Raw genomic sequence first — 24,103 nt, forward strand, 5'->3', positions numbered from 1 at the left:
ACTAGGGTCATTCCTTTGCCTACCTATTACTCTTGAGCCAAGGCCATGACGTGTGGCCATGGAGGAGTGAAATGAGGAGCAGAAACCCGGTCTTCTCGCGACGGGGGTTCAGCCGCGACAACGGCTACGCGGGCTTCAACACCGCGCCGCAGGCCGGGGGTCCCGCTGTCGCCACGCAGGGCAACCCGTACGCGCAGCCGACGGGCGACCAGTACGCGCAGAACCCGTACGCGCAGAACCCTTACGCCCAGCAGGACCTGCAGCACGGCGCACCGCCGCAGGCGCCGGCCACCACTGGCCGGATGACCATCGACGACGTCGTCCTGCGCACGGCGAGCACGCTCGGTGTGCTCATCCTCACCGCCGCGCTCTCCTGGGCCCTGCTGCCGATCGACGACGCCAACATCAGCCGTAGCTACGGCATCGGTATCGGCGCCGCGCTGATCGGCATGGTCCTGGCGTTCGTCCAGTCCTTCAAGCGCAAGGCCTCGCCCGCGCTGATCCTGACGTACGCCGCGTTCGAGGGTGTCTTCCTCGGCGTCGTCTCCAACATCGTCGACAACCGCATCGCCGACGGCGCGGCCATGCAGGCCGTGATCGGCACCATGGCGGTCTTCGCCGGTGTGCTGATCGCCTACAAGGCCGGCTGGATCCGCGTCAACCGCCGCTTCTACGGCTTCGTGATGGCGGCCGCGCTCGGCTTCATCCTGCTGATGACCGTGAACCTGCTGTTCGCGGTGTTCGGCGGCGGTGACGGCCTCGGCTTCCGCAGTGGTGCCCTCGGCGTCATCTTCGGCGTCATCGGCATCATCCTCGGTGCCTGTTTCCTCGCCCTGGACTTCAAGCAGGTCGAGGACGGCATCGCCTACGGTGCTCCGCGCGAGGAGGCGTGGTTCGCGGCCTTCGGCCTCACGCTGACGCTGGTCTGGATCTACCTGGAGTTCCTGAGGCTCATCTCGATCCTCAACAGCAGCGACTAGTACGGCCAGTCCTGACCGTCGTACGCGATAGGGCCCCGGCTTCGGCCGGGGCCCTTCTCGTTGTCCGCGCCTAGAGCAGTTTGCGCGCGGCCCTCCTCAGGTCGTACTCGTGGACGATCGCCTTGGCGTGGCCGTAGGCCAGGTTGTGTTCGTGCCGGAGCCAGCTGACCTTTTCCTCGAAGCGGAAGAGCGCCGGGCCATCTTCGACGGTGCGAAGCCAGTCGGTGATTTCACGACCGGTGCAGTGCGGGATGCGGGCTAGCAGGTTGCGATGGGTCTCTTCGGAGAAGACTTGGGACATCGGCGCCTCCGGACGCTGGGATGTAAGCCGGTCCTTCAGGTCACCGTGCCTGAGTGTTCGCCCGTTGGCAACAGTCCCGGTGCGACGCGTACGCTCGCGGCGTGGTTGATACGACGCCTCTGACCCGTGCGGTGGATCACTTCGCCGATCGTTTGAGGGCCGCGCCCCAGAGCCGGCTGCAGCGGGGCGCTGCCGCCGAGGCTCTCGGGCTGGCCCGGGAGTTGGCCCGGAGGGCGCAGGCCCTTGAGGAGCCGGGGGTGGAGCCTCGGGAGATGCCGGATGCGGGGATGTTTGCTGCCGCAGATCAGATCACCGTGGCCGTGCACGATCTGGCCGTGGTGATTCCCAGTGACGCCGATGTCGATGACGCGGTGAGGGTGGTGGAGGAGGCGCAGAAGCGGGCGGGGGTTTAGCGCCGTTCGCGGGTGCGGGGTGTGTGGTTGCTCGCGCCCAGGCGGCGGAGCCGCACATCGATACAGCCCCGCGCCCCTTTAGGGCGCTTCCCTACAGGGACGAGATGACCCTGTCGGCCAGGATGTAGACGTTCTCCTCGCCGCACTCGAACGTCAGGGTGTAGGCGCCCGAGACGCCGGAGCCGCCGAGGAGGACGGGGGTCTCGCCCGCGCGCAGGGCCGTGGCGAGGTGTTCCGCGGTTTCGCGGTGGCCCGGGGTCATGCACAGGGTCGTGCCGTCGGCGAAGACGTAGACGTCGAGGGTGCCCAGCGGGCCCGGGCGGACGTCCGTCAGTTCGACGCGGGAGGAGGCCAGCTCCTCCAGGGTGGCGACCGTGCGCTCGTGGTCGTTCACCACGGGGGACTGCGCCGGCACGAAGTCCGGGTGGGAGGGGTGACGGCGGCGGGCCGCGGCCAGCTCCGGGGACTCGGCGGCCGGCTCCTCGGTGTCGGCGCCGGACTCGGAGACCGGCTCAAGACCCGCGAAATCGGCCTGCCGGGGCAGGAACAGATCGGGGTCGGGCAGGCCCAGCAGCGTCGGGGCGTCGGAGGCGTCACGGGTCTCCTGGGCGGCCCAGAACGCCCGCGCCTCGGCGAGCTCCCGCTCCCGCTCCTCGGCCAGGGCGGCCGCCACGGCGGCGCGTATCTCCTCGGCGTCGGCATGGGTGCGGGCGGCCGGCAGCAGCGCACGGGTGGTGGCGGCCCGGCTCTCGGCCAGCGCGGTGTGCAGGGCCGCGACCTGTCGCCGCAGCTGCAGAACGGTGCGCAGGACGGCAACGCCAACGGCGCCCGTGGCGGCCGTGGTGACCAGCAACGCGATCGGCATGGCGCTCACTGACGTACTCCCGGTTCAAAGTCGACCCCCGACTTCCTACATCAGCTTGAAGGGCGGACTAACCAGCTGTCAGTGCGTAACGTCACCAAACGGACAGGGTGTCGGCCTCGGGGGAGGGGGTGTGGCTGCTGTGACCTGCGCTTCTCCCCGAACGGAGGGAGATAGGTCACATCCTGGGGGAGATTGGGTCACAAAACGGCCCGGAACCCTGGAGTTTCCGGGGTTCCGGGCCAATGCCTCACAGCCGGTGCTACGGCGGCTACGGTGCGGTGCTCAGCTGAGGCGCTCGATGACCATGGCCATGCCCTGGCCGCCGCCGACGCACATCGTCTCCAGGCCGAACTGCTTGTCGTGGAACTGGAGGGAGTTGATGAGCGTGGTGGTGATGCGGGCGCCGGTCATGCCGAAGGGGTGGCCGACGGCGATGGCGCCGCCGTTGACGTTCAGCTTCTCCAGCGGGATGCCCAGGTCGCGGTAGGAGGGGATCACCTGGGCGGCGAACGCCTCGTTGATCTCGACCAGGTCGATGTCGTCGATCGACAGGTTCGCGCGGCGCAGCGCCTGCTTGCTCGCCTCGACCGGGCCGAGGCCCATGATCTCGGGGGAGAGGCCGGAGACGCCGGTCGACACGATGCGGGCGAGCGGGGTGAGGCCCAGCTCGCGGGCCTTGGTGTCGGACATGATCACGAGCGCGGCGGCACCGTCGTTCAGCGGGCAGCAGTTGGCGGCGGTGACCAGGCCGTCCGGGCGGAAGACCGGCTTGAGGCCCTGGACGCCCTCCAGGGTGACGCCGGCGCGGGGGCCGTCGTCCTTGGAGACGACCGTGCCGTCGGGGAGCGTCACCGGGGTGATCTCGCGCTCCCAGAAGCCGTTCTTGATGGCTTCCTCGGCGAGGTTCTGCGAGCGGACGCCGAACTCGTCCATGTCCTGGCGGGTGACGCCCTTGGCGCGGGCCAGGTTCTCGGCGGTCTGGCCCATCGCGATGTACGGGTCGGGCAGCAGGCCGTCCTCGCGCGGGTCGTGCCAGGTCGAGCCCTCGGACTGGGCGGTCTCGACCGTGCGGGCCTCGGCGTCGGCGAAGAGCGGGTTGTGCGTGTCGGGCAGGCCGTCGGAGCTGCCCTTCGCGTACCGGGAGACGGTCTCGACGCCGGCCGAGATGAAGACGTCGCCCTCGCCGGCCTTGATGGCGTGCAGGGCCATGCGGGAGGTCTGCAGCGAGGAGGAGCAGTACCGGGTGACGGTACAGCCCGGCAGGTGGTCCATCCCCGCCTGTACGGCCACGATGCGGCCGAGGTTGTGGCCCTGCTCGCCGCCGGGCAGGCCGCAGCCGAGCATCAGGTCGTCGATGTCCTTCGGGTCCAGCTCGGGGACCTTGGCCAGGGCGGCCTGGACGATCGTGGCGGTCAGGTCGTCCGGGCGGAGGTCCTTGAGAGAGCCCTTGACGGCGCGGCCGATGGGGGAGCGGGCGGCTGAGACGATCACGGCTTCGGGCATCACGGCTCCATTGACGTACCGGGTGGTCTGGCTGGGCTGTCTGGGAAGTTACCCGTACGTATGGCCTGGGTCACGGGTCTCGCGGTGTGACCCTGACCGCAGTTTACTAAGCGCTTGCTTTCCCTGTCCTCAATTCGAGGGCGTCGCAGGCGCAGGCTCCTGCTCGGGTACCCGCCGGCGCCGCCTCCGCTTCAGCAGGGCCCAGGGTCCCCGCGACCCGGTCGGCATCGCCGCGGCGACCTCCGTGCCCGCCTCCGAGGCGGCCTCTGCCGCCGCCCGGGCCACCGGCAGGAAGCCCTCGCGACGGGAGGCGTCCGGGCGCTCCTCCTCGGCCGGCCACAGGCCGAGGGAAGCGCAGACGCTCGGCAGGACCGCCATCGCCGCCGTCGCATAGCCCTCGGCGGAGGGGTGGTAGCTGTCGGGCCCGAACAGCTCGCGCGGGTTCTCGGCGAACTCGGGGCCCAGCAGGTCGCCCAGGGACACCGTGCGGCCGCCCTGCTCGACGACTCCGATCGTCTGGGCGGCCGCCAGTTGGCGGGAGGCCCGTCGCGCCAGCCAGCGCAACGGCTGCCGGACCGGCTCGATCGTGCCCAGGTCGGGACAGGTGCCCACCACGACCTCCGCACCGGCCGTGCGCAGCCGCCGTACCGCCGACGCCAGGCAGCGGACCGAGCTGGTCGGGGGCATGCGGTGGGTGACGTCGTTCGCGCCGACCATGATCACGCAGATGTCGGGCACCGGATCGGGGTCGGCCAGCACCAGGGCCACCTGGCGGTCCAGGTCGTCCGAACGGGCCCCGGGCGTCGCCACCGTGCGCAGTTGCACCGGGCACTCGGCCAGCGCCGCGAGCCCCGACGCCAGCAGCGCCCCCGGTGTCTGCCCGGACCGGTGCACGCCCTGGCCCGCGGCCGTGGAGTCGCCCAGCATCGTCAGCCGCAGCGGTGTCTCACCGGGGCCGGCGTACGCACGGCCGTACAGCCCGTCCGCGTTCGGCACGTGCCCTGACGTGCCGTTGCCCACCCGGCGCCGCGCCAGCTGCACCTCCGCCAGCACCAGCCCCACGGCGGCCGCTCCCGCCAGACCGATGCCGCCGCCGCCGTACGCCGCGCCGGCCGCGATCCGCCGGGCCACCCTCGCCCTCGACATGCTCGTCATGCGTCGCCGCCACCTCCTCGAACCCGTACACCCAGTGCTTGCCCCGTACAGGCCGTCGCCCAATCTCAACGCGGAGTGAACGACCGTCACGGACGACGGGCAGCACATAGGCTGGCGGCACCACACAGACCACTTCTTCTGCGGCATCCGGAGACAACGGTGCAGTTCCACGACTCGATGATCAGTCTCGTCGGCAACACCCCGCTGGTGAGGCTCAACAGCGTGACCCAGGGCATCAGGGCGACCGTCCTGGCCAAGGTGGAGTACTTCAACCCCGGCGGGTCCGTGAAGGACCGCATCGCCCTGCGCATGATCGAGGCCGCCGAGGAGAGCGGCGCGCTCGAGCCGGGCGGCACGATCGTGGAGCCGACCAGCGGGAACACCGGTGTCGGGCTCGCCATCGTGGCGCAGCAGAAGGGGTACAAGTGCATCTTCGTGTGCCCCGACAAGGTGAGCACCGACAAGATCAACGTGCTGCGCGCGTACGGCGCCGAGGTGGTCGTGTGCCCGACCGCGGTGGACCCGGAGCACCCGGACTCCTACTACAACGTCTCCGACCGGCTGGTCCGTGAGACGCCGGGGGCCTGGAAGCCCGACCAGTACTCCAACCCCCACAACCCGCTCTCCCACTACCACTCCACCGGCCCCGAGCTGTGGAAGCAGACGGAGGGGAAGATCACCCACTTCGTCGCGGGCGTGGGCACCGGCGGCACCATCTCCGGGACCGGGCGCTACCTCAAGGAGATCAGCGACGGCACGGTGCAGGTCGTCGGCGCCGACCCCGAGGGTTCCGTCTACTCCGGCGGCTCCGGGCGGCCGTACCTCGTCGAGGGCGTCGGCGAGGACTTCTGGCCGACCGCCTACGACCGGACCGTCGCGGACGAGATCGTCGCCGTGTCCGACAAGGACTCCTTCCAGATGACCCGCCGTCTGGCCAAGGAGGAGGGCCTCCTGGTCGGCGGCTCCTGCGGCATGGCGGTCGTGGCCGCGCTGGAGGTCGCCGGGCGGCTCGGTCCGGACGACGTCGTGGTGGTGCTGCTGCCGGACAGCGGGCGCGGCTACCTCAGCAAGATCTTCAACGACGAGTGGATGGCCGACTACGGCTTCCTGGAGGACTCGGGCCCGAGCGCCCGCGTCGGCGACGTCCTCGCCGACAAGGAGGGCGACCGCATGCCCTCCCTCGTCCACATGCACCCGGACGAGACGGTCGGCCAGGCCATCGACGTGCTGCGCGAGTACGGCGTCTCGCAGATGCCGGTCGTCAAGCCGGGCGCGGGCCACCCCGACGTGATGGCCGCCGAGGTCGTCGGCTCGGTGGTGGAACGCGAGCTGCTGGACGCCCTGTTCAGCAAGAGCGCCTCACTCGACGACCCGCTGGAGAAGCACCTGTCCGGCCCGCTGCCCCAGGTCGGATCCGGCGAACCGGTCGAGGACCTGATGGCCGTACTGGGCAGGGCGGACGCCGCGATCGTCCTCGTCGAGGGCAAGCCGACCGGTGTGGTCAGCCGGCAGGACCTGCTGTCCTTCCTCGCCAGGACCGGGAAAGCGGCGACGAACGCCCGGTGAACCACCCGTGAACCGGGTGAACTTGAGGCGTCCGTGATCTTCGCGGACTTCGCGGAAGTGGTACGAGGGTGTCACGTTCGCGCAGCACCCGCTTAACACGAGTCCTGCACATTGGTGGGTGTCGGCAGGGCGGGAGCGGCTCCCCGCCCAGGCCGACGCCGTAGGCGTCAAGGACCTCCGGAGCGGCTCCCGGACCTCCATGGACCCTACTGACGCGCCAGCCCGGCCCTGACCAGGCCCGCGTCCCTCGCGGGGACCGCCGTCGTCCCGCCCCCCGAACAGGGGGTGCGGCGGTCCCCGCGCATTTCCCTCCCGGCCTCAGCCGACCCGGCTCGTCGCCCAACTCCCCAGCAGCGCCAAGCGTTCCGCCGTCTCCGAGCCCGGATCCGGTGCGTAGGCGACGATCGTCTGGTCCGGCGCCCCGGGGATCGCGAGGGTCTCGTACGGAAGGGTCAGCAGCCCGGCGACCGGGTGCCGCAGCTGCTTCACCCCGTGGTCGCAGGGCTTGACCAGGTGGTCGGCCCACAGCCGGCGGAAGTCCTCACTGACGCGGGAGAGTTCGGCGACGAGTTCCCCGGTGACGGCGTCCCCGGGGTGATGGCCCGCCTGCAGCCGCAGATGGGCGACCGTCTGGCCCGCGATCGCGGCCCAGTCCGGGTAGATCTCGCGGGCGGCGGGGTCGAGGAAGACACGGCGCGGGATGTTGCGCTCGTCGGAACCCGAGCCGGTGAAGTCGAGCAGGGCGTCGGCGAGCGGGTTCCAGCCGAGCACCTCCATGCGGTGGTCCAGGACGTACGCCGGGTTGCGGTCCATGCCGTCGAGGATCAGCTGGACACCCGGGCGCACCCGGGACGCGGCCGGAGCGCTCTCCGCCCGGCGGGGCCGGGCGACCGCCCGCAGATACGCGTGCTCCGCCTCGTCCAGCCGCAGCACCCGCGCCACCGCGTCCAGGACGGCGTCCGACACGCCCCCGGACTTCGTCCGGGACGGGTCCCCGGGGCCCCTGCCCTGCTCCAGGCGGACGTAGTAGTCGACGCTCACCCCGGCCAGCTGTGCCACCTCCTCGCGGCGCAGACCTGGGACACGGCGGCGGCCGTAGGAGGGCAACCCCACCTCCTCCGGCTGGATACGGGCGCGGCGCGAGCGCAGGAAATCTCCCAGTTCTCCGTCCATGTCTTCGAGCCTAGGCGCTCCGCGCGCGGTGAGCCTGGTACTGGCAGACCCAGGAAAAGCGCCCCCCTGGGTACGGCGGCCGACGGCGCCGAGGGTGGTGGACGAGGCCGGGGAGACGCCCCGGCCACCACCGAGGGGATCTCCCATGTCGTACGAGAACCTGGCCGGCCGCACCGCCGTCGTCACCGGAGCCGCGAGCGGGATCGGCGAGGCCATCGCCGTCCTGCTGGCCGCCCGGGGCGCACGGGTGGCCCTGCTGGCCCGGCGTGAGGAACGGCTGACGGAGCTCGCCGGGAAGATCCGGGCCGACGGCGGACAGGCCCTGGCCGTCGTCGCGGACGTCACCGACGACGCGTCCGTGGCGGCCGCCGCCGACCGGATCTACACCGAGTACGGGCCCGTCGACCTGGTCGTCAACTCCGCCGGCGTCATGCTGCCGCACCCGGTCGACGCCCGGCGCGCCGACGAGTGGCAGCGGATGCTCGACACCAACGTCGCCGGAGTGCTGCGGATCACCGGCGCCTTCACCGGCGACCTGGTGGCCGCGGCGGCCGACGGCCGTACGGCCGACATCGTGAACATCTCGTCCATCGCCGCGCACATCAGCTTCCCGAACTACGCGGTGTACGGCGCGACCAAGGCGGCCGTCACCTACCTGTCGGAGTCCCTGCGCGGCGAGTTCGGGCCGCGGGACGTCCGGGTCACCAACATCGAGCCCGGGTTCGTCGAGAGCGAGCTGCTCACCCACATCGGCGACGCGGAACTGGCCCGGCAGGTGGCGGAGCTGCGGGACCAGGTGGGCGCGCTGTCCGCCGAGGAACTGGCCGACCTGGTGGCCTACACGACCAGCCGGCCGCGCCGGGTCAACCTGCGGCAGATCGTCGCGCTGCCCACCCGGCAGGCCTGAACCGCCAACGCCCGCTCAGTCCTCCCAGCCGCTGTCCCGGGAGGACCTGCGGCGGCCGAACAGGTCCGGGTTGCTGCGCAGGGCCTGGACGACGTTGACGCCCACGATGCCGGCCCAGGCGACGAGCATGCCGGGCAGCCGGGCCACGCCCCCGCCGATCGCGGACAGCGGCACCGCGAGGACCAGGGAGACGATGCCGAAGCCGAAGCGCTCGCCCCAGGAGTCCGTGGGCCGCGGCGACCGGGACTCCCGGGCCGTCTGCATCTGCTGCTCGGCGAGCTGCCGGCGTACCCGGCGGTCCACCGCGCCGTCGATCCGCTGGTCGACCTTCTCCAGGAACGAGTCGACCAGCGCGGACTCGTACTCCTCGCCCAGCTCCCTGCGTGCGTGCAGGGTGGCGTCGAGTTCCTTCTTCAGCTCGGTGTCCCGCGCGTCCATTCCGGTCATGGGACTCACGGTAGAAAGAAGCGGTGCCCGTCGCACTGGGGTTAGCCCCCGTGTCGGGACGGGGGGCGACCCGGGGGCGGCCCTCCACTCCCGCTTGCCGGTCTGCATATGCTCATGCAGAATCCTCAGCTACTGAATAGGCGAGGGGGAGCACGTCATGAGCGTGACCGACAGCCCTGCCGCGCGGCTCCAGGCGCTCTTCGAGGGCCACCGGCTGACGCCGACCCAGCGGCGCATCGCGCACAGCATGGTGCGGCGGGCCGCCGACGTGCCGTTCCTGTCGAGTGTGGAGCTCGCCGAACTGGCCGGGGTCAGCCAGCCGTCCGTGACCCGCTTCGCCGTGGCCCTGGGCTTCGACGGCTACCCGGCCCTGCGCCGCCATCTGCGCGAGGTCGCCCCGGCCGAACCCGCGGCGGACGCCGGGTCCGTCAACGAGTACCAGCAGGCCGTCGAGGCCGAGATCGAGAACCTGCGCCACCTTGCGGAGGCCCTGGCCGACACCGGGCCCGTGCAGCGGGCCGGGCGCCTCCTCGCGGCCTCCCGTCCGCTCCCCGTCCTGGGCCTGCGGGCGGCGGCCGCCCAGGCGCACGGCTTCGCCTACTTCGCCGCCAAGGTCCATCCCGACGTACGGCTGCTCAACGAGGGCGGCACGATGGTCCAGGACCGCATCGACGCCGCCGTCCGGGCCGGTGCGACCGCACTGCTCTGTTTCGCGCTGCCCCGGCACCCCCGCGAGGTCGTCGACACCCTCGCCCACGCCAAGGAGGCCGGGCTCACCGTCGTCACGGTCGCCGACTCCGCCTTCGCACCGGTCGCCAAGGTGTCCGACCTGCTGATCCCCGCCGCGGTCGGCACCGGCCTGGCCTTCGACACGGCCTGCGCACCGATGCTGCTCGGCCGGGTGCTGCTGGAGGCGATGTGCGACGACCTGCCCGAGGCCCAGTCCCGCCTGGAGGAGTTCGACGCGAAGGCGGCGGCGCGGGGCCTGTTCGTCGACTGAGGGAACGCGCGCCGGTTTCTGGCTGACTACGGAAGCCCCAACGGCGACTGCGTAAGCCCCTCCACATACGCCCCACCAGACTCCGCCACAACCTCCCCCACCGTCTGCGCCTCCCGCACGACCGCGAAGACCACACCCCCCTCCCCGCCCGGCCCGAACCCATAAACCCCAGGCCGCAGAAGGGAGTTGTACCCATAGTGATGCGCGAAGTAATACGCCCCCGTATCCAGCGCCGCCGCGTAATCCCCCTGCTCCAGCACCGGCATGGACCGCCCCTCCGCCAGCAGATCCCCCGAGAAACAGGCCGGCCCCGCGACGTCCTGCACCACGACGGGCCCCTCCTTCACCCGCCCCTTCGCGTCATACGCCCCGATCCTCAACGGCCAGCTCTCCGGCGCGTACACCGTCCGCGTGGCGACCTGCACCCCGGCATGCGTCACCGCGACCGCCCGCCCGCCGGAGGACTTCGCGTACTCGACCCGCGCCACCACCGTGCCGTGCTTGGCCAGCAGCGACCGCCCGAACTCCGTGACGAGCCCGTACCGCCCGTCGAACAGCCCCGGCACCTCCGCGGCCAGCATCCGCGCGTACTCCGCGTACGTCGGCGTCGTCGCGTCCGAGGTGAAGTTCACCGGCAGCCCGCCGCCGATGTCGAGCGTGTCGATCTGCTGACGCCCGATCCGCCCGTTGATCTCCTCGGCGAGCGCGTACACCTCCGCGACCCCCTGGGCCAGCAGCGACAGCGGGATGCCCTGGGACCCGGTGTGCGCGTGCAGCCGGGTCAGCCACGGGCGGTCCTGGTACGCCCGCACGACCCACTCCCGGGCCCCCTCGTCGCGCAGCGCCACCCCGAACTTCGACGTCGCCGTGGCCGTCGAGGTCGCCCCGATGGAACCCCCGCCGACCTGCGGATTCACCCGGATCCCGAGGGGTGAGCGACTGCCGCCTGCGTCGGCGCTCATCAGGCCGTCGATGCGGTCCAGCTCCTGCGGATTGTCCGCGTTGACGGCGATGCCCAGGTCCAGTGCCTCGCGCAGTTCGGCCGCTGTCTTGGCGGGGGAGTCCAGGACCGTCATCTCCGGGCCCAGCCCCGCCGCCCGCGCCAGCGCCAGCTCACCCGGGCTCGCCACCTCCGCCCCGATGCCCTCCTCGCGCAGCAGCCGCAGCACCGGCACCAGCGGGGTCGCCTTCACCGCGAAGGCGTGCAGCACGGGCGTGCCCGGTGCCACGACCGCGTCGAACGCCGCCCGCAACTCCGCCGCCGACTCCCGGATCCCGGTGACGTCCAGCAGTCCGACGACGGGGCTGCCGGCCCCGACCAGTCCCTGCTCCACGGCCGCCCGCACCGCCTCGTCCCGCCGGGCCGCCCGCCCGGCACCGGAATCGCCTGCCTGAATGTCGTCATCCATGGATCCAGCCAAACATCCACGGCACCGCCGCGCCGACCTCCCCATGTATTGACTAGCTCTATTCAGATGGCAAGGATGTGAATAGACGTAACAACAGACCGCCGGGAGGCAGACCATGTCAGGACCCCGCCCCGTCCGAGCGCCGCGCGGCACGGAACCGAGCGCCCTGGGATGGCAGCAGGAAGCCGCCCTGCGGATGCTGCAGAACAACCTCGACCCGGAGGTCGCCGAGCACCCCGACAAGCTCGTCGTCTACGGCGGCACCGGCAAGGCGGCACGCGACTGGCGCTCCTTCGACGCGATGGTCCGCACCCTGAGGACGCTCAAGCAGGACGAGACGATGCTCGTCCAGTCGGGCCGCCCCGTCGGCGTCATGCAGACCCACGAGTGGGCCCCGCGCGTCCTCATCGCGAACTCCAACCTCGTCGGCGACTGGGCGAACTGGGAGGAGTTCCGCCGCCTGGAGGCCCTCGGCCTGACCATGTACGGGCAGATGACCGCCGGGTCCTGGATCTACATCGGCACCCAGGGCATCCTCCAGGGCACCTACGAGACCTTCGCCGCCGTCGCCGCGAAGAAGTTCGGCGGCACCCTCGCGGGGACCATCACCCTCACCGCCGGTCTCGGCGGCATGGGCGGCGCCCAGCCGCTCGCCGTGACGATGAACGACGGCGTGGCGATCTGTATCGACTGCGACCCGCGTGCCATCGAGCGGCGGATCGAGCACCGGTACCTGGACGTGAAGGCCGACTCCCTCGACCACGCGCTGCAGTTGGCCGTGGAGGCCCGTGACGCCCGCCGCCCGCTGTCCATCGGGGTCCTCGGCAACGCCGCCGAGCTGCTGCCGCAGCTGCTCGCCATGGGCGCCCCGATCGACATCGTGACCGACCAGACCTCCGCCCACGACCCGCTGGCCTATCTGCCCCTCGGTCTGGCCTTCGAGGACATGGCCGACGCCGCCGCGAAGGACCCGGCCGGATTCACCACCCGGGCCCGCGAGTCCATGGCCACGCACGTCGAGGCCATGGTCGGCTTCATGGACGCCGGCGCCGAGGTCTTCGACTACGGCAACTCCATCCGGGGCGAGGCCCAACTCGCCGGCTACGACCGGGCCTTCGCCTTCCCCGGCTTCGTCCCCGCCTACATCCGCCCGCTGTTCTGCGAGGGCAAGGGCCCCTTCCGCTGGGCCGCGCTGTCCGGCGAGGCCTCCGACATCGCGAAGACCGACAAGGCGATCCTCGACCTCTTCCCGGAGAACGAGTCCCTGGCCCGCTGGATCCGCATGGCGGGGGAGCGGGTCCACTTCCAGGGCCTGCCCGCCCGTATCTGCTGGCTGGGCTACGGCGAGCGGGACAAGGCCGGTGAGCGCTTCAACGACATGGTCGCGAGCGGGGAGCTGGCCGCGCCGGTCGTCATCGGCCGCGACCACCTCGACTGCGGCTCCGTCGCCTCCCCCTACCGGGAGACCGAGGCCATGCTCGACGGGTCCGACGCGATCGCCGACTGGCCGCTGCTCAACGCGATGGTGAACGTGGCGTCCGGGGCGTCCTGGGTGTCCCTGCACCACGGGGGCGGCGTCGGCATGGGGCGGTCGATCCACGCCGGACAGGTGACGGTGGCCGACGGCACGAAACTGGCCGGTGAGAAGATCCGCCGCGTCCTCACGAACGACCCCGGCATGGGCGTCATCCGGCATGTCGACGCCGGGTACGACATCGCGGAGTCCGTCGCCCAGGACAAGGGCGTCCGGGTCCCGATGCGCGAGGGTGACGACGCGTGACGCAGGAAACCGCCGGCGCGCTGCCGGACCCCACCGGCGACTCCTTCCACCGGATGTGGCGCGAGCTGCTCCCCCTCGGCCGCCACCCCGCCTCCGGCGGCTACCGGCGCTTCGCCTGGAGCGGGGTCGACGGCGACTGCCGGGCCTGGTTCGAAGAACAAGCCCTCGCCCGTGGCCTGCGCTACGAGACCGACCGGAACGGCAACCAGTGGGCCTGGCTCGGCGACCCCGCCGCCGGGGACGCCGTCGTCACCGGGTCGCATCTGGACTCCGTGCCGGACGGCGGGGCCTTCGACGGGCCCCTCGGAGTCGTCTCCGCCTTCGCCGCGCTGGACGAACTGCGCGGCCGAGGCGCGCGGTTCACCCGCCCCCTCGCCATCGTGAACTTCGGTGACGAGGAGGGCGCCCGGTTCGGGCTCGCCTGCGTCGGATCCCGGCTCACCGCCGGACAGCTCACCCGCGAGCAGGCGCACCGGCTCACCGACGGCGAGGGCGTGACGCTGCCGCGCGCCATGGAGGCCGCCGGATACGACCCCGACGCCATCGGGCCCGCCCCCGAACGGCTCGCCCGGATCGGCGCCTTCGTCGAACTCCACGTAGAGCAGGGCCGGGCCCTGGACCTGTCCGGCGACCGGGTCGGCATCGCCAGCGCGATCTGGCCGCACGGCCGCTGGCGGTTCGACTTCCGGGGCGAGGCCAACCACGCCGGCACGACCAGGCTCGCCGACCGGCGCGACCCCATGCTGTCCTACGCCGAGACCGTCCTCGCCGCCCGCCGCGAGGCCGAACTCGCCGGTGCCGTCGCCACCTTCGGCAAGATCGCCGTCGAGCCGAACGGCGTCAACGCCATCCCCTCCCTCGTACGCGGCTGGCTCGACTCGCGCGCCGCCGACCAGGACAGCCTGGACGCCGTGGTCGCCGGTGTGGAGAAGGCCGCCGGGGAGTACGCCACCGCCCACGGCGTGGAGCTGGCCGTCGTCCGAGAGTCGTTCACCCCCGTCGTCGAGTTCGACCACGCCCTGCGCGACGAACTCGCCCGCATCCTCGGCAAGGACACCGCCCTCACGGTCCCCGTCCTCGGCACCGGCGCCGGACACGACGCCGGGATCCTGTCCGGGAGCATCCCGACCGCCATGCTGTTCGTGCGCAACCCGACCGGCGTCTCCCACTCCCCGGCCGAGTCCGCGACCGAGGACGACTGCGTGGCCGGGGTACTCGCCCTCGCCGACGTACTGGAAGGACTGGCCTGCACGTGACGCCCACCCAGCAGCCCCGTACGTACTGGCTGGAACACGCCTGGCTCGGCACGCACGTCGAGCCGGGCGTCGCCCTCGACATCCACGACGGCCGGATCACCGCCGTCCGGACCGAGGTCACCACCCCGCCCCCCGGCGCCGAGATCCTGCGCGGCCTCACCCTCCCCGGGCTGGCCAACGCCCACAGCCACGCCTTCCACCGGGCCCTGCGCGGCACCGTCCAGGTCGGCTCCGGAACCTTCTGGACCTGGCGCGAGGTCATGTACGCCACGGCCGCCCGGCTCACCCCGGACACCTACCACGCCCTGGCCCGCGCCGTGTACGCCGAGATGGCCCTGGCCGGCATCACCGCGGTCGGCGAGTTCCACTACGTCCACCACGCCCCCGGCGGCGTCCCCTACGCCGACCCCAACGCGATGGGCGAGGCCCTGATCGCGGCCGCCGCCGAAGCCGGGATCCGTGTCACCCTCCTCGACACCGCCTATCTCTCCTCCGGCTTCGGGCAGCCGCCCTCCGCCCAGCAGCTCCGCTTCTCCGACGGCACGGCGGACGCCTGGGCCGAACGCTGTTCAGTTCTCAAGGAACGGGATCACGCGCGGATCGGAGCGGCGATCCACTCCGTACGGGCCGTGCCCGCCGACCAGCTGGCGACCGTCGCGCGGTGGGCCGAGGAGCGGCGGGCCCCGCTGCACGTGCACCTGTCGGAGCAGACCGCCGAGAACGAGGCCTGCCTGGACATCCACGGGTGCACTCCGACGCAGCTGCTCGCCCTGCACGGCGTCCTCGGGCCGCGCACGACCGGCGTCCACAACACCCACCTCACCGCCGAGGACGTCTCCCTCATCGGAGGCAGCGGCACCGGCACCTGCATGTGCCCCACCACCGAGCGGGACCTGGCCGACGGCATCGGGCCCGCGGCCGCCCTGCAGAACGAGGGCTCCCCGCTCTCCCTCGGCTCCGACAGCCACGCCGTGATCGACCTGCTGGAGGAGGCGCGGGCCCTGGAGCTGAACGAGCGCCTGCGCACCCGCACCCGAGGTCACTGGACGGCCGCCGCCCTGCTGCGGGCGGCCTCGGCCGACGGACACGCCGCCCTCGGCTGGGAGGACGCCGGCGCCCTGGAGCCCGGCGCGCTCGCCGACTTCACGACGGTCGCGCTCGACACGGTCAGAACGGCTGGGCCGCTTCCGCGGCTCGGGGCCGAGACGGCCGTATTCGCCGCGTCGGCAGCGGACGTGTCGCATACGGTCGTGGGAGGTCGGCACGTCGTACGGGACGGGGCGCACTCCCTCGTACCGGATGTGCCGCGAGCCCTCGCGGACGCCGTCGAAGCCCTGCGGGGATGACCCCGGGCCGCCCACCCGCGCGGCCCGCGTCCTCGTCAGCCCCCGAACCCGACCCCACCGCCGACCAGGCCACCAAGGACGCCATGAGCAACGCGACGACCGTCAGCCCCGCCCACTCCGCGAGCACCGCAAGCACGCTCATCACGAACATCGCCAGCCTGGTCACCAACGACCCCTCCCTCGGTGACGGTTCCCCCCTCGGACTGGTCCAGGGCGCGGCCGTCGCCATCGAGGGCGACCGCGTCGTGTGGACCGGTGATCAAAGCAAAGCACCCGCCACTGACAATCGGGTCGACGCGGGCGGCAGGGCGGTCGTCCCGGGCTTCGTCGACTCCCACTCGCACCTCGCCTTCGCGGGCGACCGCACGCAGGAGTTCAACGCCCGTATGTCGGGGCGCCCGTACAGCGCGGGCGGCATCCGCACGACCGTCGCCGCCACCCGAGCCGCGAGCGACGCGGAACTCGAGGCCAACGTCACCCGTTACCTCCACGAGGCGCTGCACCAGGGCACCACGACCTTCGAGACCAAGTCCGGCTACGGACTGACCGTCGAGGACGAGGCCCGGGCCCTGCGCGTCGCCGCCGCCCACACCGACGAGGTCACCTACCTCGGCGCCCACATCGTCGCCCCCGAGTTCGCCGAGGACCCGGCCGGCTACGTCGCCCTCGTCACCGGCGAGATGCTCGACGCCTGCGCCCCCTACGCCCGTTGGATCGACGTCTTCTGCGAGAAGGGCGCGTTCGACGGCGACCAGGCCCGCGCGATCCTCACCGCGGGCAAGGCCAAGGGCCTGCACCCCCGTATCCACGCCAACCAGCTCTCGTACGGCCCGGGCGTCCAGCTCGCCGTCGAACTCGACGCGGCCAGCGCCGACCACTGCACCCACCTCACGGACGCGGACGTCGACGCCCTCGCGAGCGGTGACACGGTCGCCACCCTGCTGCCCGGCGCGGAGTTCTCCACGCGGGCCGAGTGGCCGGACGCCCGCCGCCTCCTCGACGCGGGCGTCACCGTGGCCCTGTCCACCGACTGCAACCCGGGCTCGTCCTTCACCTCGTCCGTGCCGTTCTGCGTCGCGCTCGCCGTACGGGACATGGGCATGACCCCGGACGAGGCCGTCTGGTCGGCCACGGCGGGCGGCGCGGCGGCCCTGCGGCGCACCGACATCGGCCGCATCACCCCGGGCGCGTACGCCGACCTGACGCTCCTCGACGCCCCGAGCCACGTCCACCTGGCCTACCGCCCGGGCGTCCCCCTGGTCACCGGGGTCTGGCGGCGCGGCGAAAGGGTGCTCTGATGGGCCGGTGAAGAAGCACTGGTCGGCACCGCTCCTGGTGAACCTGCTGCTCGGGATCCCGGCGGTGGTGCCGATCTGGTTGCTCTGGTACCTCACCGTGAACTGGCCGCTCGCCGAACTCGGGCTGACGGTGCGGGAGCCGACGGAGGACGACGGCATGGCCCTCTGGCTCGTCATCGTCGTCCCGGTCGTCGCGCTGTTCGGCCTGATCTGGTGGCTGGCCAACATGCCGCTGCGGCGCCGGACGGCGCTGGCTCCGCGTACGTACTGGCTGATCAGCGCACTGGCCCCGCTCCTCCCGTCGGCCGCGCTGTTCCTCAACACGTGAACACGCACGCATTCGGGGGCGGACCGAACGGTCCGCCCCCGAAAGGACAGCGTCACCCGACAGGGATCACCCGAGGATCACTCCTCGACGGTCAGCCCCTTGCGCAGTCGTACCAGCGTGCGCGACAGCAGTCGCGACACGTGCATCTGCGAGATGCCCAGTTCCTCGCCGATCTCCGACTGCGTCAGACCCGCGACGAAGCGCAGGGACAGGATCTTGCGGTCGCGCGGCGGGAGTTCGGCGATCAGCGGCTTCAACGACTCGACGTACTCGATGCCTTCGAGTCCGTGGTCCTCGTAGCCGATGCGGTCCGCGAGCGCGCCCTCGGAGTCGTCCTCCTCCGGCTGGGCGTCCAGCGAGGAGGCGGTGTAGGCGTTCGAGGCGGCCATGCCCTCGACGACCTCGTCCTTGGACAGGCCCAGGCGCTCGGCCAGTTCCGTCACCGTCGGGGCGCGGTCCAGCTTCTGCGCCAGCTCGTCACCGGCCTTGGCCAGGTCGAGCCGGAGCTCCTGGAGCCGCCGCGGCACGCGCACGGACCACGAGGTGTCGCGGAAGAAGCGCTTGATCTCGCCGACGATGGTCGGCATGGCGAACGTGGGGAACTCGACGCCCCGGGAGAGCTCGAACCGGTCGATCGCCTTGATCAGGCCGATCGTGCCGACCTGGATGATGTCCTCCATCGGCTCGCTGCGGGAGCGGAACCGGGAAGCGGCGAACTTGACCAGCGCGAGATTCAGTTCGACCAGCGTGTTGCGGACGTACGAGTACTCGTGCGTGCCTTCCTCCAGCGCTTCGAGGCGCTCGAAGAGGGTCTTGGACAGAGCCCGTGCGTCGACCGCGTCGACCTGCTCGTACGGGGGGATGTCCGGAAGTCCGGCGAGAAGGTCGTCCTGTGTGACGAGCGTCTCGTCCTGCTCGATGGGATCCAGATGTTCCGGAGGGGGTGTCGACGTCGCTTTCTGGGTACGCGATGCGTCGAGCCGGGGTGACATGATGTCCTCCATCGTTCTCGGCATAAGGCTGCCGGAGCCATTACGTGCACTGCGGAGTGCGGCGCCTCCAAAGCCGGCCGTGGTGTCGGGTACGTGTCCTTACTAGGCCTACCCGCTTTCCTGAGCCCACCGCAAGTGCGTTCTGTGGGCATATGTCCGTTTGTGTGTAGTTGTTCGGGTGTCGAAGCGTGTCAGGAAGGCGTAGTGTTCGAGGGCGTCAGCAAGCAGCCTCGACGTCAGGAGAGAGAGACGGCATGGACCGCGGGACGGTCGGCAGCACACAGTCTGGCCGGCTTCTGGTGGAGGTGCGGGAAGAGGGCTCTAGTGCCGTCGTGACCCCGGCGGGTGAGTTGGATCACCACACCGCCGATTTGTTGCGTGAGCCACTCGAGGACTGCCTCGCCAAGGGATTCAAGCGCCTGGTCATCGACTGCGCGCGCCTGGAGTTCTGCGACTCCACGGGGCTCAATGTGCTCCTCGGCGCACGGCTGAAGGCGGAGGCCGTCGGTGGCGGCGTGACCCTCGCCGGGATGCAGCCGGTGGTGGCGCGCGTCTTCGAGATCACGGGTGCGGACGCGGTCTTCACCGTCCACGACACGCTCGAGGCGGCCCTGGCCGACGAGTCGAGCTGAGCGGCGGTGCGTCGGCGCGCTGAGCCTCGGCCTTCCCCCTGTGACCGACGTCCTATGTCCGTCACGCCTTTCGTGTCGAATCCGGGGGTGTTCCGCCGGGACGCCAGGGCAGGAGACATCCTGAACCTGTTGGCTACCGGGGTGGCGGGGGTGCAGCGAAACCGATATGCCGCGCGCTGCGTGACTGACTGTGTACAGAATCTTGTGAATCGTGAACTGGTGAATCGGTGAGGTGAAGCGCTGATGAGCACCACCCGGCCTTACCCGCCGGGCGACCGCGGGCCGGAGCCCAGCGGCGCTTCCGGGGCGTCCGAAGGTGGCGTACCGGCGGCCACGGTGTCCGGCGAGGGCGAGGGCGTGGGCGCGCCGTCCGGAGCCGCGGCGCCGCCGGGGGGTCGGCAGGTGCGCCGGCTGAGCTTCGACGGGGAGAGCGGTGTCGTCCCGCTCGCCCGCGATTTCACCCGCCAGGCGCTGTACGCGTGGGGCTGGCTGCCGGCCGCCTCCGCCGACCAGCGGGCCGCCGCCGAGGATGTATTGCTCGTCGTCTCCGAGCTGGTCACCAACGCCTGCCTGCACGCCGAGGGGCCGGACCAGTTGTGGATCACCTGCGACAACAAGGTGATCCGCCTGGAGGTCGCCGACCGGGGCACCGGGCAGCCGGCTCCCCGCAATCCGCACCGGGCGGGGCGCCCGGGCGGCCACGGCATGTTCATCGTCCAGCGGCTCTGCCTGGATTGGGGTGTCGTGCGCACGCCGGGAGTGGCCGGCAAGACGGTGTGGGCGGAACTGGGCGCACCCGCCTGACCGGGACCGTCCGCCGGTCCCCACGGATTCCCCGCCGTACATCCCCTCATACGTCACTCGCCGCGCGCCGGATCCCCACGGATCCGGCGCGCGCTGTGTCTTCCTTCCTCAAGGCCCCGGGCGTACCTTGGCGGCCCGATCTGATGCGCCGTCAGGAAACAGGAAGGGGAGTGGCACCGTGTCGTACCGGAATCGAACCGCCGCGCTCGCGTCCGCCGCGGCCCTGGCCGGCTCGGCGGTGTTGATGGCCGCCCCCGTGGCCCGGGCCGAGGTCGTCGACGTCAACTACCAGTGCAAGACGCCGATCGGCGACAAGAGTGCCGTATCGCCCATCGACATCAAGGGCGTCGAGGACGGCGACGGCTACAAGATCACCATGTCCTGGCAGAAGGGCGTCTCCTCCAGCCCGGTCGAACTGGGCAAGGGTGCGATGACCCCGAGCGCCACGATCGCCCTGGGCGGCGCCGACGACGGCACCCTGACGGTGACCGGCCCCGCCAACGACGCCGCCCTTCCGGCCAACACCCCGATCAAGATCAACGACCTGAGCGGGACGTACACGCCGAAGAAGAGCGGGAAGGTCACCTTCACGGCCGGCGTCCTCACCATCAAGGCCCTCGGTACGACGACCACCTGCACCCCGACGAACGACCCGGGCCCGTCCCTGACCCTCGACGTCAAGGCCGCGAGCGGCGGCGGCAGCACCGGCTCCGCCCAGGGCGGCGGCTCCGACTCGGACTCCGGCGCCGGGCTTCCGCAGACCGGGCCCGAGGACTCGGCCATAGCCCTCGGCACCCTCGGCGGAACGGTCCTGCTCGCCGGCGCGGCGGGCGCCCTGTGGCTGACACGCCGTCACCAGAACGCCGGCACCCGTCACTGAGCATGCGCCGGACGTGTGCGGGAGCTGTTCTGCTGGTGCTTCTGGCGGTTCTGGCGGGAGCCGGACCCGTAGCTGCGGTGGAGCGGCCCCGGGTCGAGTTGTCCGCGGCGCGGGCGGGGGCGGGTGGGGTGGTCACTGTCAGCGGCAGTGGCTGGCGGGCGCGTGCCCTGCTGACGTTGCTGGTCTGTGGGCAGGCCGAGCCGGACCGGGGTGTGACCGGGGGGAGCAACTCCTGTGCCAACGCCGACGGCCGGGCCGTCACCACGGACGCCGAGGGGCGTTTCCGCCGTACGCTGCCCATCGTCGAGCCACCGGTGCCCTGCCCCTGCGTGGTGCACGTGGAGACGGTGACCGGAGCCGGTGCCGAGGCCGACGCGGCCCTCCAGGTCGCCGGGCACACGGTCGAGCCGCTGCCCGCGGAACGGTCCGGGGGACGGCTCTCCCTGCTCGCGGACACCCGGCTGCGCGGCGAGAGCGGGCTGCTGACCTGGTTCGGCTCCCCGCCCGCCCGGACCCTCGAGGTCACCGTCGGCAACGTCGGCACGTCCCCCGTGAAGAACCCCGTCTTCCAGGTCGGCACCGCGCACGGCGTGTTCGCCCCGCAGTGGCAGGACCAGCGCTGGCGCGGCACGATCCGGCCCGGCGGCGAGGCCCGTATCGAGCTGCCCGTGGAGCTCGCCGCCGGGGCGCACGGCGACTACACGGTGTCCCTGAAGTACGGCGGCAAGGTCCTCGCCGAACACCCCTGGGGCGTCGGCCGTCCCTGGGGCGTGACGCTGTTCTGGGCCCTGGTCCTCCTGGTCGTACCGGCGGCGCTGTTCCGCGCCGGACTGGCCCTGGTGGACCACCTACGGCCTCGCAGGCCGGGCCACGCGGCCCGCCCGGCCCGTCGCAAGAGGCTGCCCGGGCTGCTGCCGAGGCCTCCGAGGGCGACCACCCCCTCCACCGCCCCGGCCCTGCCCTGGGTCACACCCGACGCCGGCCCGGAAGACGAGGAGCGGCCCTCCGCGCCGTACGGAAAGGACCCGACTGCGAAGGCCTGACCAGCGGGTACGCACGCGAAAGGGCCGCCGCGTCCAGAGGATGCGACGGCCCTTCGTCATGGCCCGGCGGGACGGCTCAGCGGACGTCGCCCATGAGCTCCTTGACCTTCTTGCGGTACATCCACACCGCGGCACCGGCGAGGACGGCGAGCGTGGCCTCCAGAGCCACGATGCCCGTCTTGTTCAGGTCGACCCCGGCGATGGAGAGCAGGCCGGTCGTGGCGTCGCCGGCGGTGACGGCCAGGAACCAGACGCCCATCATCTGCGAGGCGTACTTCGCGGGAGCCATCTTCGTCGTCACCGACAGACCCACCGGGGAGAGCAGCAACTCACCGACGGTCTGCGTGAAGTAGATCGCCACCAGCCACAGCGCCGCCGCCTTGTGACCGCCCTCGGCGATCGACAGCGGGGCCAGGAAGAGGAAGAAGGACGCGCCGACCAGGACCAGACCCGAGCCGAACTTCACGATCGTGCTCGGCTCCTTGCCGCGCCGGTTCAGCGCCAGCCAGAACCAGGCGAAGACCGGCGCCAGCGCCATGATCAGGACCGGGTTGACCGACTGGTACCAGGAGACCGGGAAGCCCCAGCCGAAGACGCTGTTCTCGGCGGAGGAGTCCGCGAAGATCGACAGCGTCGAGCCGCCCTGGTCGTAGATCATCCAGAACACGGCCGCAGCCAGGAAGAACCAGATGTACGCGGACATCTTCGACTGCTCGGCACGGTCCAGGTCCTTGTCGCGCTTGATGCGGACCAGGACCAACGTCGGGATGATCACGCCCAGCAGGGTCAGCGGGACCAGGATCCAGTTCAGCGTGTAGTGGCCGGAGAAGCCGACGATCGCGTAGAAGACGACCGCGATACCGGCCCAGATCGCCGCCTTGCGCAGCGTCGAGGCCTTCTCCTCGCCGGACAGCGGCGTCGGGACGACACTGGAGCGCTCGGCCAGGTTGCGCGAGCCGATCAGGAACTGGACGACACCCAGCGCCATGCCGAGCGCGGCGAGCGCGAAGCCCAGGTGCCAGTTGACGCTCTCACCGATGGTGCCGATGATCAGCGGCGCAGCGAAGGCACCGAGGTTGATGCCCATGTAGAAGACGGTGAAGCCACCGTCGCGGCGCGGGTCGTCCGGTCCGTCGTAGAGGTGGCCGACCATCGTCGAGATGTTGGCCTTCAGCAGACCCGAGCCGATCGCGACCAGGCCGAGACCGGCGTAGAAGGTGCTGGAGGAGGGCAGGGCCAGCGTGAGGTGGCCCAGCATGATGACGCCGCCCGCGATGGCGACGGTCTTGCGCGGCCCCCAGACGCGGTCGCCGAACCAGCCGCCGGGCATCGTGAGCAGGTACACCAGCGACACGTACACGGAGTAGATCGCCGTCGCCGTCCCCGCGGGCAGGTGCAGGCCACCCGGAGCCACCAGGTACAGCGGGAGCAGGGCCCTCATGCCGTAGTAGGAGAACCTCTCCCACATCTCGGTCATGAAGAGAGTGGCCAGTCCGCGGGGGTGGCCGAAGAAGGTCTTCTCGGAGCCGGGGGTGCCCGGACGGGCCGAGTCCTTCGTCAGGCTGGACGCCATGGTCGTTCCTTGCTGGTCGGGACGCGCCCCGCGACAGCGGTGGTGCGCCCGGTGGGGGGAGTCGGCATCGGTGCGTACGGCCGTCCGCCCGACGCCTACGGGGGTCCGCTCCGGGTCACGGAGCGGTGGGCGGTCGCCACCGGGGGCCACGTGGGGTCCACGCCTCTACGCGCGTCGCCGCACGACGAGGCCCGACACAAAAGAGACCTTCGAGGCAGAGCGCCTCAGAAGGTCGCCTAGGGCTACAGGCGTTGATTCACCATACGGCAGGACACAGCCGCATATGGAAGGACTTGAGAGGAGGATCACAGGTGTCAGGGGAACCGTGAGCCCTACTTCCAAGGTCCTTACCAGGATCGCACCCCATAGGCAGAGGTCCGGCAGAGGTTCGTGCGCGTTCCCCCGGAACGTAAGAAGCGGGTATGCCAACGGTAAGAATCAACGCTTCCGGT

The 24,103-nt window shown here is 71.4% G+C and carries 23 protein-coding genes; 14 read left to right on the forward strand and 9 right to left on the reverse strand.

All coding sequences use genetic code 11. The annotated features are described in order from the left end of the window. Positions 1 to 71: 71 nt before the first annotated feature. On the forward strand, positions 72 to 980 hold the full coding sequence (locus tag ACFT4A_RS20930; protein ID WP_215120963.1) for a Bax inhibitor-1/YccA family protein: 909 nt from the start codon (positions 72 to 74) through the stop codon (positions 978 to 980). A gap of 70 nt (positions 981 to 1,050) precedes the next feature. Here ACFT4A_RS20930 and ACFT4A_RS20935 read toward each other — a convergent pair whose 3' ends face one another. Next, positions 1,051 to 1,281, reverse strand: coding sequence for a DUF4287 domain-containing protein (locus tag ACFT4A_RS20935; RefSeq protein WP_215120964.1), 231 nt, complete (start codon positions 1,279 to 1,281; stop codon positions 1,051 to 1,053). 101 nt (positions 1,282 to 1,382) lie between these two features. On the opposite strand from ACFT4A_RS20935, the gene ACFT4A_RS20940 reads away from it, so the two are divergent. Continuing rightward, positions 1,383 to 1,694 carry a hypothetical protein gene (locus ACFT4A_RS20940; protein ID WP_376390716.1) on the forward strand — a complete coding sequence of 104 codons (312 nt, stop codon included), beginning with the start codon at positions 1,383 to 1,385 and terminating at the stop codon, positions 1,692 to 1,694. Positions 1,695 to 1,785: 91 nt separating this feature from the next. Here ACFT4A_RS20940 and ACFT4A_RS20945 read toward each other — a convergent pair whose 3' ends face one another. The 3 genes from ACFT4A_RS20945 to ACFT4A_RS20955 form a co-directional block, all read right to left on the reverse strand. Further along, on the reverse strand, positions 1,786 to 2,568 hold the full coding sequence (locus tag ACFT4A_RS20945; protein ID WP_382832283.1) for a hypothetical protein: 783 nt from the start codon (positions 2,566 to 2,568) through the stop codon (positions 1,786 to 1,788). A 273-nt stretch (positions 2,569 to 2,841) separates the two neighbouring features. Beyond that, complete coding sequence (locus ACFT4A_RS20950) at positions 2,842 to 4,062, reverse strand: acetyl-CoA C-acetyltransferase (protein WP_215120967.1); 1,221 nt, start codon at positions 4,060 to 4,062, stop codon at positions 2,842 to 2,844. Positions 4,063 to 4,191: 129 nt separating this feature from the next. Further along, on the reverse strand, positions 4,192 to 5,217 hold the full coding sequence (locus ACFT4A_RS20955; protein WP_382832284.1) for an SGNH/GDSL hydrolase family protein: 1,026 nt from the start codon (positions 5,215 to 5,217) through the stop codon (positions 4,192 to 4,194). A 159-nt stretch (positions 5,218 to 5,376) separates the two neighbouring features. Here ACFT4A_RS20955 and ACFT4A_RS20960 point away from each other — a divergent pair, with 159 nt between their 5' ends. After that, positions 5,377 to 6,783, forward strand: a complete 1,407-nt coding sequence (locus ACFT4A_RS20960) for a cystathionine beta-synthase (RefSeq protein ID WP_382832286.1) — start codon at positions 5,377 to 5,379, stop codon at positions 6,781 to 6,783. Between the two features lie 318 nt (positions 6,784 to 7,101). Here the strand turns inward: ACFT4A_RS20960 and ACFT4A_RS20965 are convergent, their stop codons facing one another. After that, positions 7,102 to 7,956 carry a helix-turn-helix transcriptional regulator gene (locus tag ACFT4A_RS20965; protein ID WP_382832287.1) on the reverse strand — a complete coding sequence of 285 codons (855 nt, stop codon included), beginning with the start codon at positions 7,954 to 7,956 and terminating at the stop codon, positions 7,102 to 7,104. Positions 7,957 to 8,101: 145 nt separating this feature from the next. Here ACFT4A_RS20965 and ACFT4A_RS20970 point away from each other — a divergent pair, with 145 nt between their 5' ends. Then, entirely contained in the window at positions 8,102 to 8,863 is a 762-nt protein-coding gene (locus ACFT4A_RS20970) for an SDR family oxidoreductase (RefSeq protein WP_382832289.1), read from the forward strand. Positions 8,864 to 8,878: 15 nt separating this feature from the next. Here ACFT4A_RS20970 and ACFT4A_RS20975 read toward each other — a convergent pair whose 3' ends face one another. Beyond that, complete coding sequence (locus ACFT4A_RS20975) at positions 8,879 to 9,301, reverse strand: hypothetical protein (RefSeq protein ID WP_382832335.1); 423 nt, start codon at positions 9,299 to 9,301, stop codon at positions 8,879 to 8,881. Between the two features lie 166 nt (positions 9,302 to 9,467). Between ACFT4A_RS20975 and ACFT4A_RS20980 the strand changes: the two genes are divergently transcribed. Then, entirely contained in the window at positions 9,468 to 10,310 is an 843-nt protein-coding gene (locus ACFT4A_RS20980; RefSeq protein WP_193480035.1) for a MurR/RpiR family transcriptional regulator, read from the forward strand. Positions 10,311 to 10,336: 26 nt separating this feature from the next. On the opposite strand, the gene ACFT4A_RS20985 is transcribed toward ACFT4A_RS20980, so the two are convergent. Continuing rightward, positions 10,337 to 11,836 (reverse strand): diaminopimelate decarboxylase, encoded by a 1,500-nt coding sequence (locus ACFT4A_RS20985; RefSeq protein ID WP_382832291.1) that lies wholly within the window; start codon positions 11,834 to 11,836, stop codon positions 10,337 to 10,339. On the opposite strand from ACFT4A_RS20985, the gene hutU reads away from it, so the two are divergent. The 5 genes from hutU to ACFT4A_RS21010 are packed head-to-tail and all read left to right on the forward strand — an operon-like array spanning position 11,835 to position 17,727. Further along, positions 11,835 to 13,499, forward strand: coding sequence for a urocanate hydratase (gene hutU, locus ACFT4A_RS20990; RefSeq protein ID WP_382832293.1), 1,665 nt, complete (start codon positions 11,835 to 11,837; stop codon positions 13,497 to 13,499). The genes ACFT4A_RS20985 and hutU overlap by 2 nt on opposite strands. 53 nt (positions 13,500 to 13,552) lie before the next feature. Next, a complete protein-coding gene (locus ACFT4A_RS20995) occupies positions 13,553 to 14,755 on the forward strand; it encodes an allantoate amidohydrolase (RefSeq protein ID WP_382832337.1) in 1,203 nt (400 codons plus the stop codon). Then, positions 14,752 to 16,101 carry a formimidoylglutamate deiminase gene (locus ACFT4A_RS21000; protein WP_382832294.1) on the forward strand — a complete coding sequence of 450 codons (1,350 nt, stop codon included), beginning with the start codon at positions 14,752 to 14,754 and terminating at the stop codon, positions 16,099 to 16,101. Before ACFT4A_RS20995 ends, ACFT4A_RS21000 begins: the two co-directional genes overlap by 4 nt. Continuing rightward, entirely contained in the window at positions 16,098 to 17,399 is a 1,302-nt protein-coding gene (gene hutI / locus ACFT4A_RS21005) for an imidazolonepropionase (protein ID WP_382832296.1), read from the forward strand. Before ACFT4A_RS21000 ends, hutI begins: the two co-directional genes overlap by 4 nt. Positions 17,400 to 17,406: 7 nt before the next feature. Beyond that, on the forward strand, positions 17,407 to 17,727 hold the full coding sequence (locus tag ACFT4A_RS21010; protein ID WP_382832297.1) for a hypothetical protein: 321 nt from the start codon (positions 17,407 to 17,409) through the stop codon (positions 17,725 to 17,727). A 77-nt stretch (positions 17,728 to 17,804) separates the two neighbouring features. Here the strand turns inward: ACFT4A_RS21010 and ACFT4A_RS21015 are convergent, their stop codons facing one another. Continuing rightward, positions 17,805 to 18,731, reverse strand: a complete 927-nt coding sequence (locus ACFT4A_RS21015; protein ID WP_193480042.1) for an RNA polymerase sigma factor SigF — start codon at positions 18,729 to 18,731, stop codon at positions 17,805 to 17,807. A 242-nt stretch (positions 18,732 to 18,973) separates the two neighbouring features. On the opposite strand from ACFT4A_RS21015, the gene ACFT4A_RS21020 reads away from it, so the two are divergent. From ACFT4A_RS21020 to ACFT4A_RS21035, 4 genes are all read left to right on the forward strand, one after another. After that, positions 18,974 to 19,351: an STAS domain-containing protein gene (locus tag ACFT4A_RS21020; RefSeq protein ID WP_382832299.1), complete on the forward strand. Its 378-nt coding sequence runs from the start codon at positions 18,974 to 18,976 to the stop codon at positions 19,349 to 19,351. Positions 19,352 to 19,594: 243 nt separating this feature from the next. Further along, positions 19,595 to 20,155 (forward strand): ATP-binding protein, encoded by a 561-nt coding sequence (locus tag ACFT4A_RS21025; RefSeq protein ID WP_382832301.1) that lies wholly within the window; start codon positions 19,595 to 19,597, stop codon positions 20,153 to 20,155. Between the two features lie 178 nt (positions 20,156 to 20,333). Then, positions 20,334 to 21,035: an LPXTG cell wall anchor domain-containing protein gene (locus ACFT4A_RS21030; RefSeq protein ID WP_382832303.1), complete on the forward strand. Its 702-nt coding sequence runs from the start codon at positions 20,334 to 20,336 to the stop codon at positions 21,033 to 21,035. Between the two features lie 2 nt (positions 21,036 to 21,037). Beyond that, a complete protein-coding gene (locus tag ACFT4A_RS21035) occupies positions 21,038 to 22,078 on the forward strand; it encodes a hypothetical protein (protein WP_382832304.1) in 1,041 nt (346 codons plus the stop codon). A 76-nt stretch (positions 22,079 to 22,154) separates the two neighbouring features. Here the strand turns inward: ACFT4A_RS21035 and ACFT4A_RS21040 are convergent, their stop codons facing one another. Further along, positions 22,155 to 23,651 (reverse strand): oligopeptide:H+ symporter, encoded by a 1,497-nt coding sequence (locus ACFT4A_RS21040; RefSeq protein WP_382832306.1) that lies wholly within the window; start codon positions 23,649 to 23,651, stop codon positions 22,155 to 22,157. Between the last annotated feature and the right edge of the window lie 452 nt (positions 23,652 to 24,103).

The organism is Streptomyces sp. NPDC057099, assembly GCF_042671245.1.
GTDB lineage: Bacteria > Actinomycetota > Actinomycetes > Streptomycetales > Streptomycetaceae > Streptomyces > Streptomyces purpurascens.

What these genes read in the sequence shown, in the direction of transcription:
- ACFT4A_RS20930 (WP_215120963.1), top strand. Translation starts at nt 72, where the DNA reads ATGAGGAGCAGAAACCCGGTCTTCTCGCGACGGGGGTTCAGCCGCGAC.
- ACFT4A_RS20935 (WP_215120964.1), bottom strand. Translation starts at nt 1,281, where the DNA reads ATGTCCCAAGTCTTCTCCGAAGAGACCCATCGCAACCTGCTAGCCCGC.
- ACFT4A_RS20950 (WP_215120967.1), bottom strand. Translation starts at nt 4,062, where the DNA reads ATGCCCGAAGCCGTGATCGTCTCAGCCGCCCGCTCCCCCATCGGCCGC.
- ACFT4A_RS20955 (WP_382832284.1), bottom strand. Translation starts at nt 5,217, where the DNA reads ATGACGAGCATGTCGAGGGCGAGGGTGGCCCGGCGGATCGCGGCCGGC.
- ACFT4A_RS20965 (WP_382832287.1), bottom strand. Translation starts at nt 7,956, where the DNA reads ATGGACGGAGAACTGGGAGATTTCCTGCGCTCGCGCCGCGCCCGTATC.
- ACFT4A_RS20970 (WP_382832289.1), top strand. Translation starts at nt 8,102, where the DNA reads ATGTCGTACGAGAACCTGGCCGGCCGCACCGCCGTCGTCACCGGAGCC.
- ACFT4A_RS20975 (WP_382832335.1), bottom strand. Translation starts at nt 9,301, where the DNA reads ATGGACGCGCGGGACACCGAGCTGAAGAAGGAACTCGACGCCACCCTG.
- ACFT4A_RS20980 (WP_193480035.1), top strand. Translation starts at nt 9,468, where the DNA reads ATGAGCGTGACCGACAGCCCTGCCGCGCGGCTCCAGGCGCTCTTCGAG.
- hutU (WP_382832293.1), top strand. Translation starts at nt 11,835, where the DNA reads ATGTCAGGACCCCGCCCCGTCCGAGCGCCGCGCGGCACGGAACCGAGC.
- ACFT4A_RS20985 (WP_382832291.1), bottom strand. Translation starts at nt 11,836, where the DNA reads ATGGTCTGCCTCCCGGCGGTCTGTTGTTACGTCTATTCACATCCTTGC.
- ACFT4A_RS20995 (WP_382832337.1), top strand. Translation starts at nt 13,553, where the DNA reads ATGTGGCGCGAGCTGCTCCCCCTCGGCCGCCACCCCGCCTCCGGCGGC.
- hutI (WP_382832296.1), top strand. Translation starts at nt 16,098, where the DNA reads ATGACCCCGGGCCGCCCACCCGCGCGGCCCGCGTCCTCGTCAGCCCCC.
- ACFT4A_RS21015 (WP_193480042.1), bottom strand. Translation starts at nt 18,731, where the DNA reads ATGGAGGACATCATGTCACCCCGGCTCGACGCATCGCGTACCCAGAAA.
- ACFT4A_RS21020 (WP_382832299.1), top strand. Translation starts at nt 18,974, where the DNA reads ATGGACCGCGGGACGGTCGGCAGCACACAGTCTGGCCGGCTTCTGGTG.
- ACFT4A_RS21025 (WP_382832301.1), top strand. Translation starts at nt 19,595, where the DNA reads ATGAGCACCACCCGGCCTTACCCGCCGGGCGACCGCGGGCCGGAGCCC.
- ACFT4A_RS21035 (WP_382832304.1), top strand. Translation starts at nt 21,038, where the DNA reads ATGCGCCGGACGTGTGCGGGAGCTGTTCTGCTGGTGCTTCTGGCGGTT.
- ACFT4A_RS21040 (WP_382832306.1), bottom strand. Translation starts at nt 23,651, where the DNA reads ATGGCGTCCAGCCTGACGAAGGACTCGGCCCGTCCGGGCACCCCCGGC.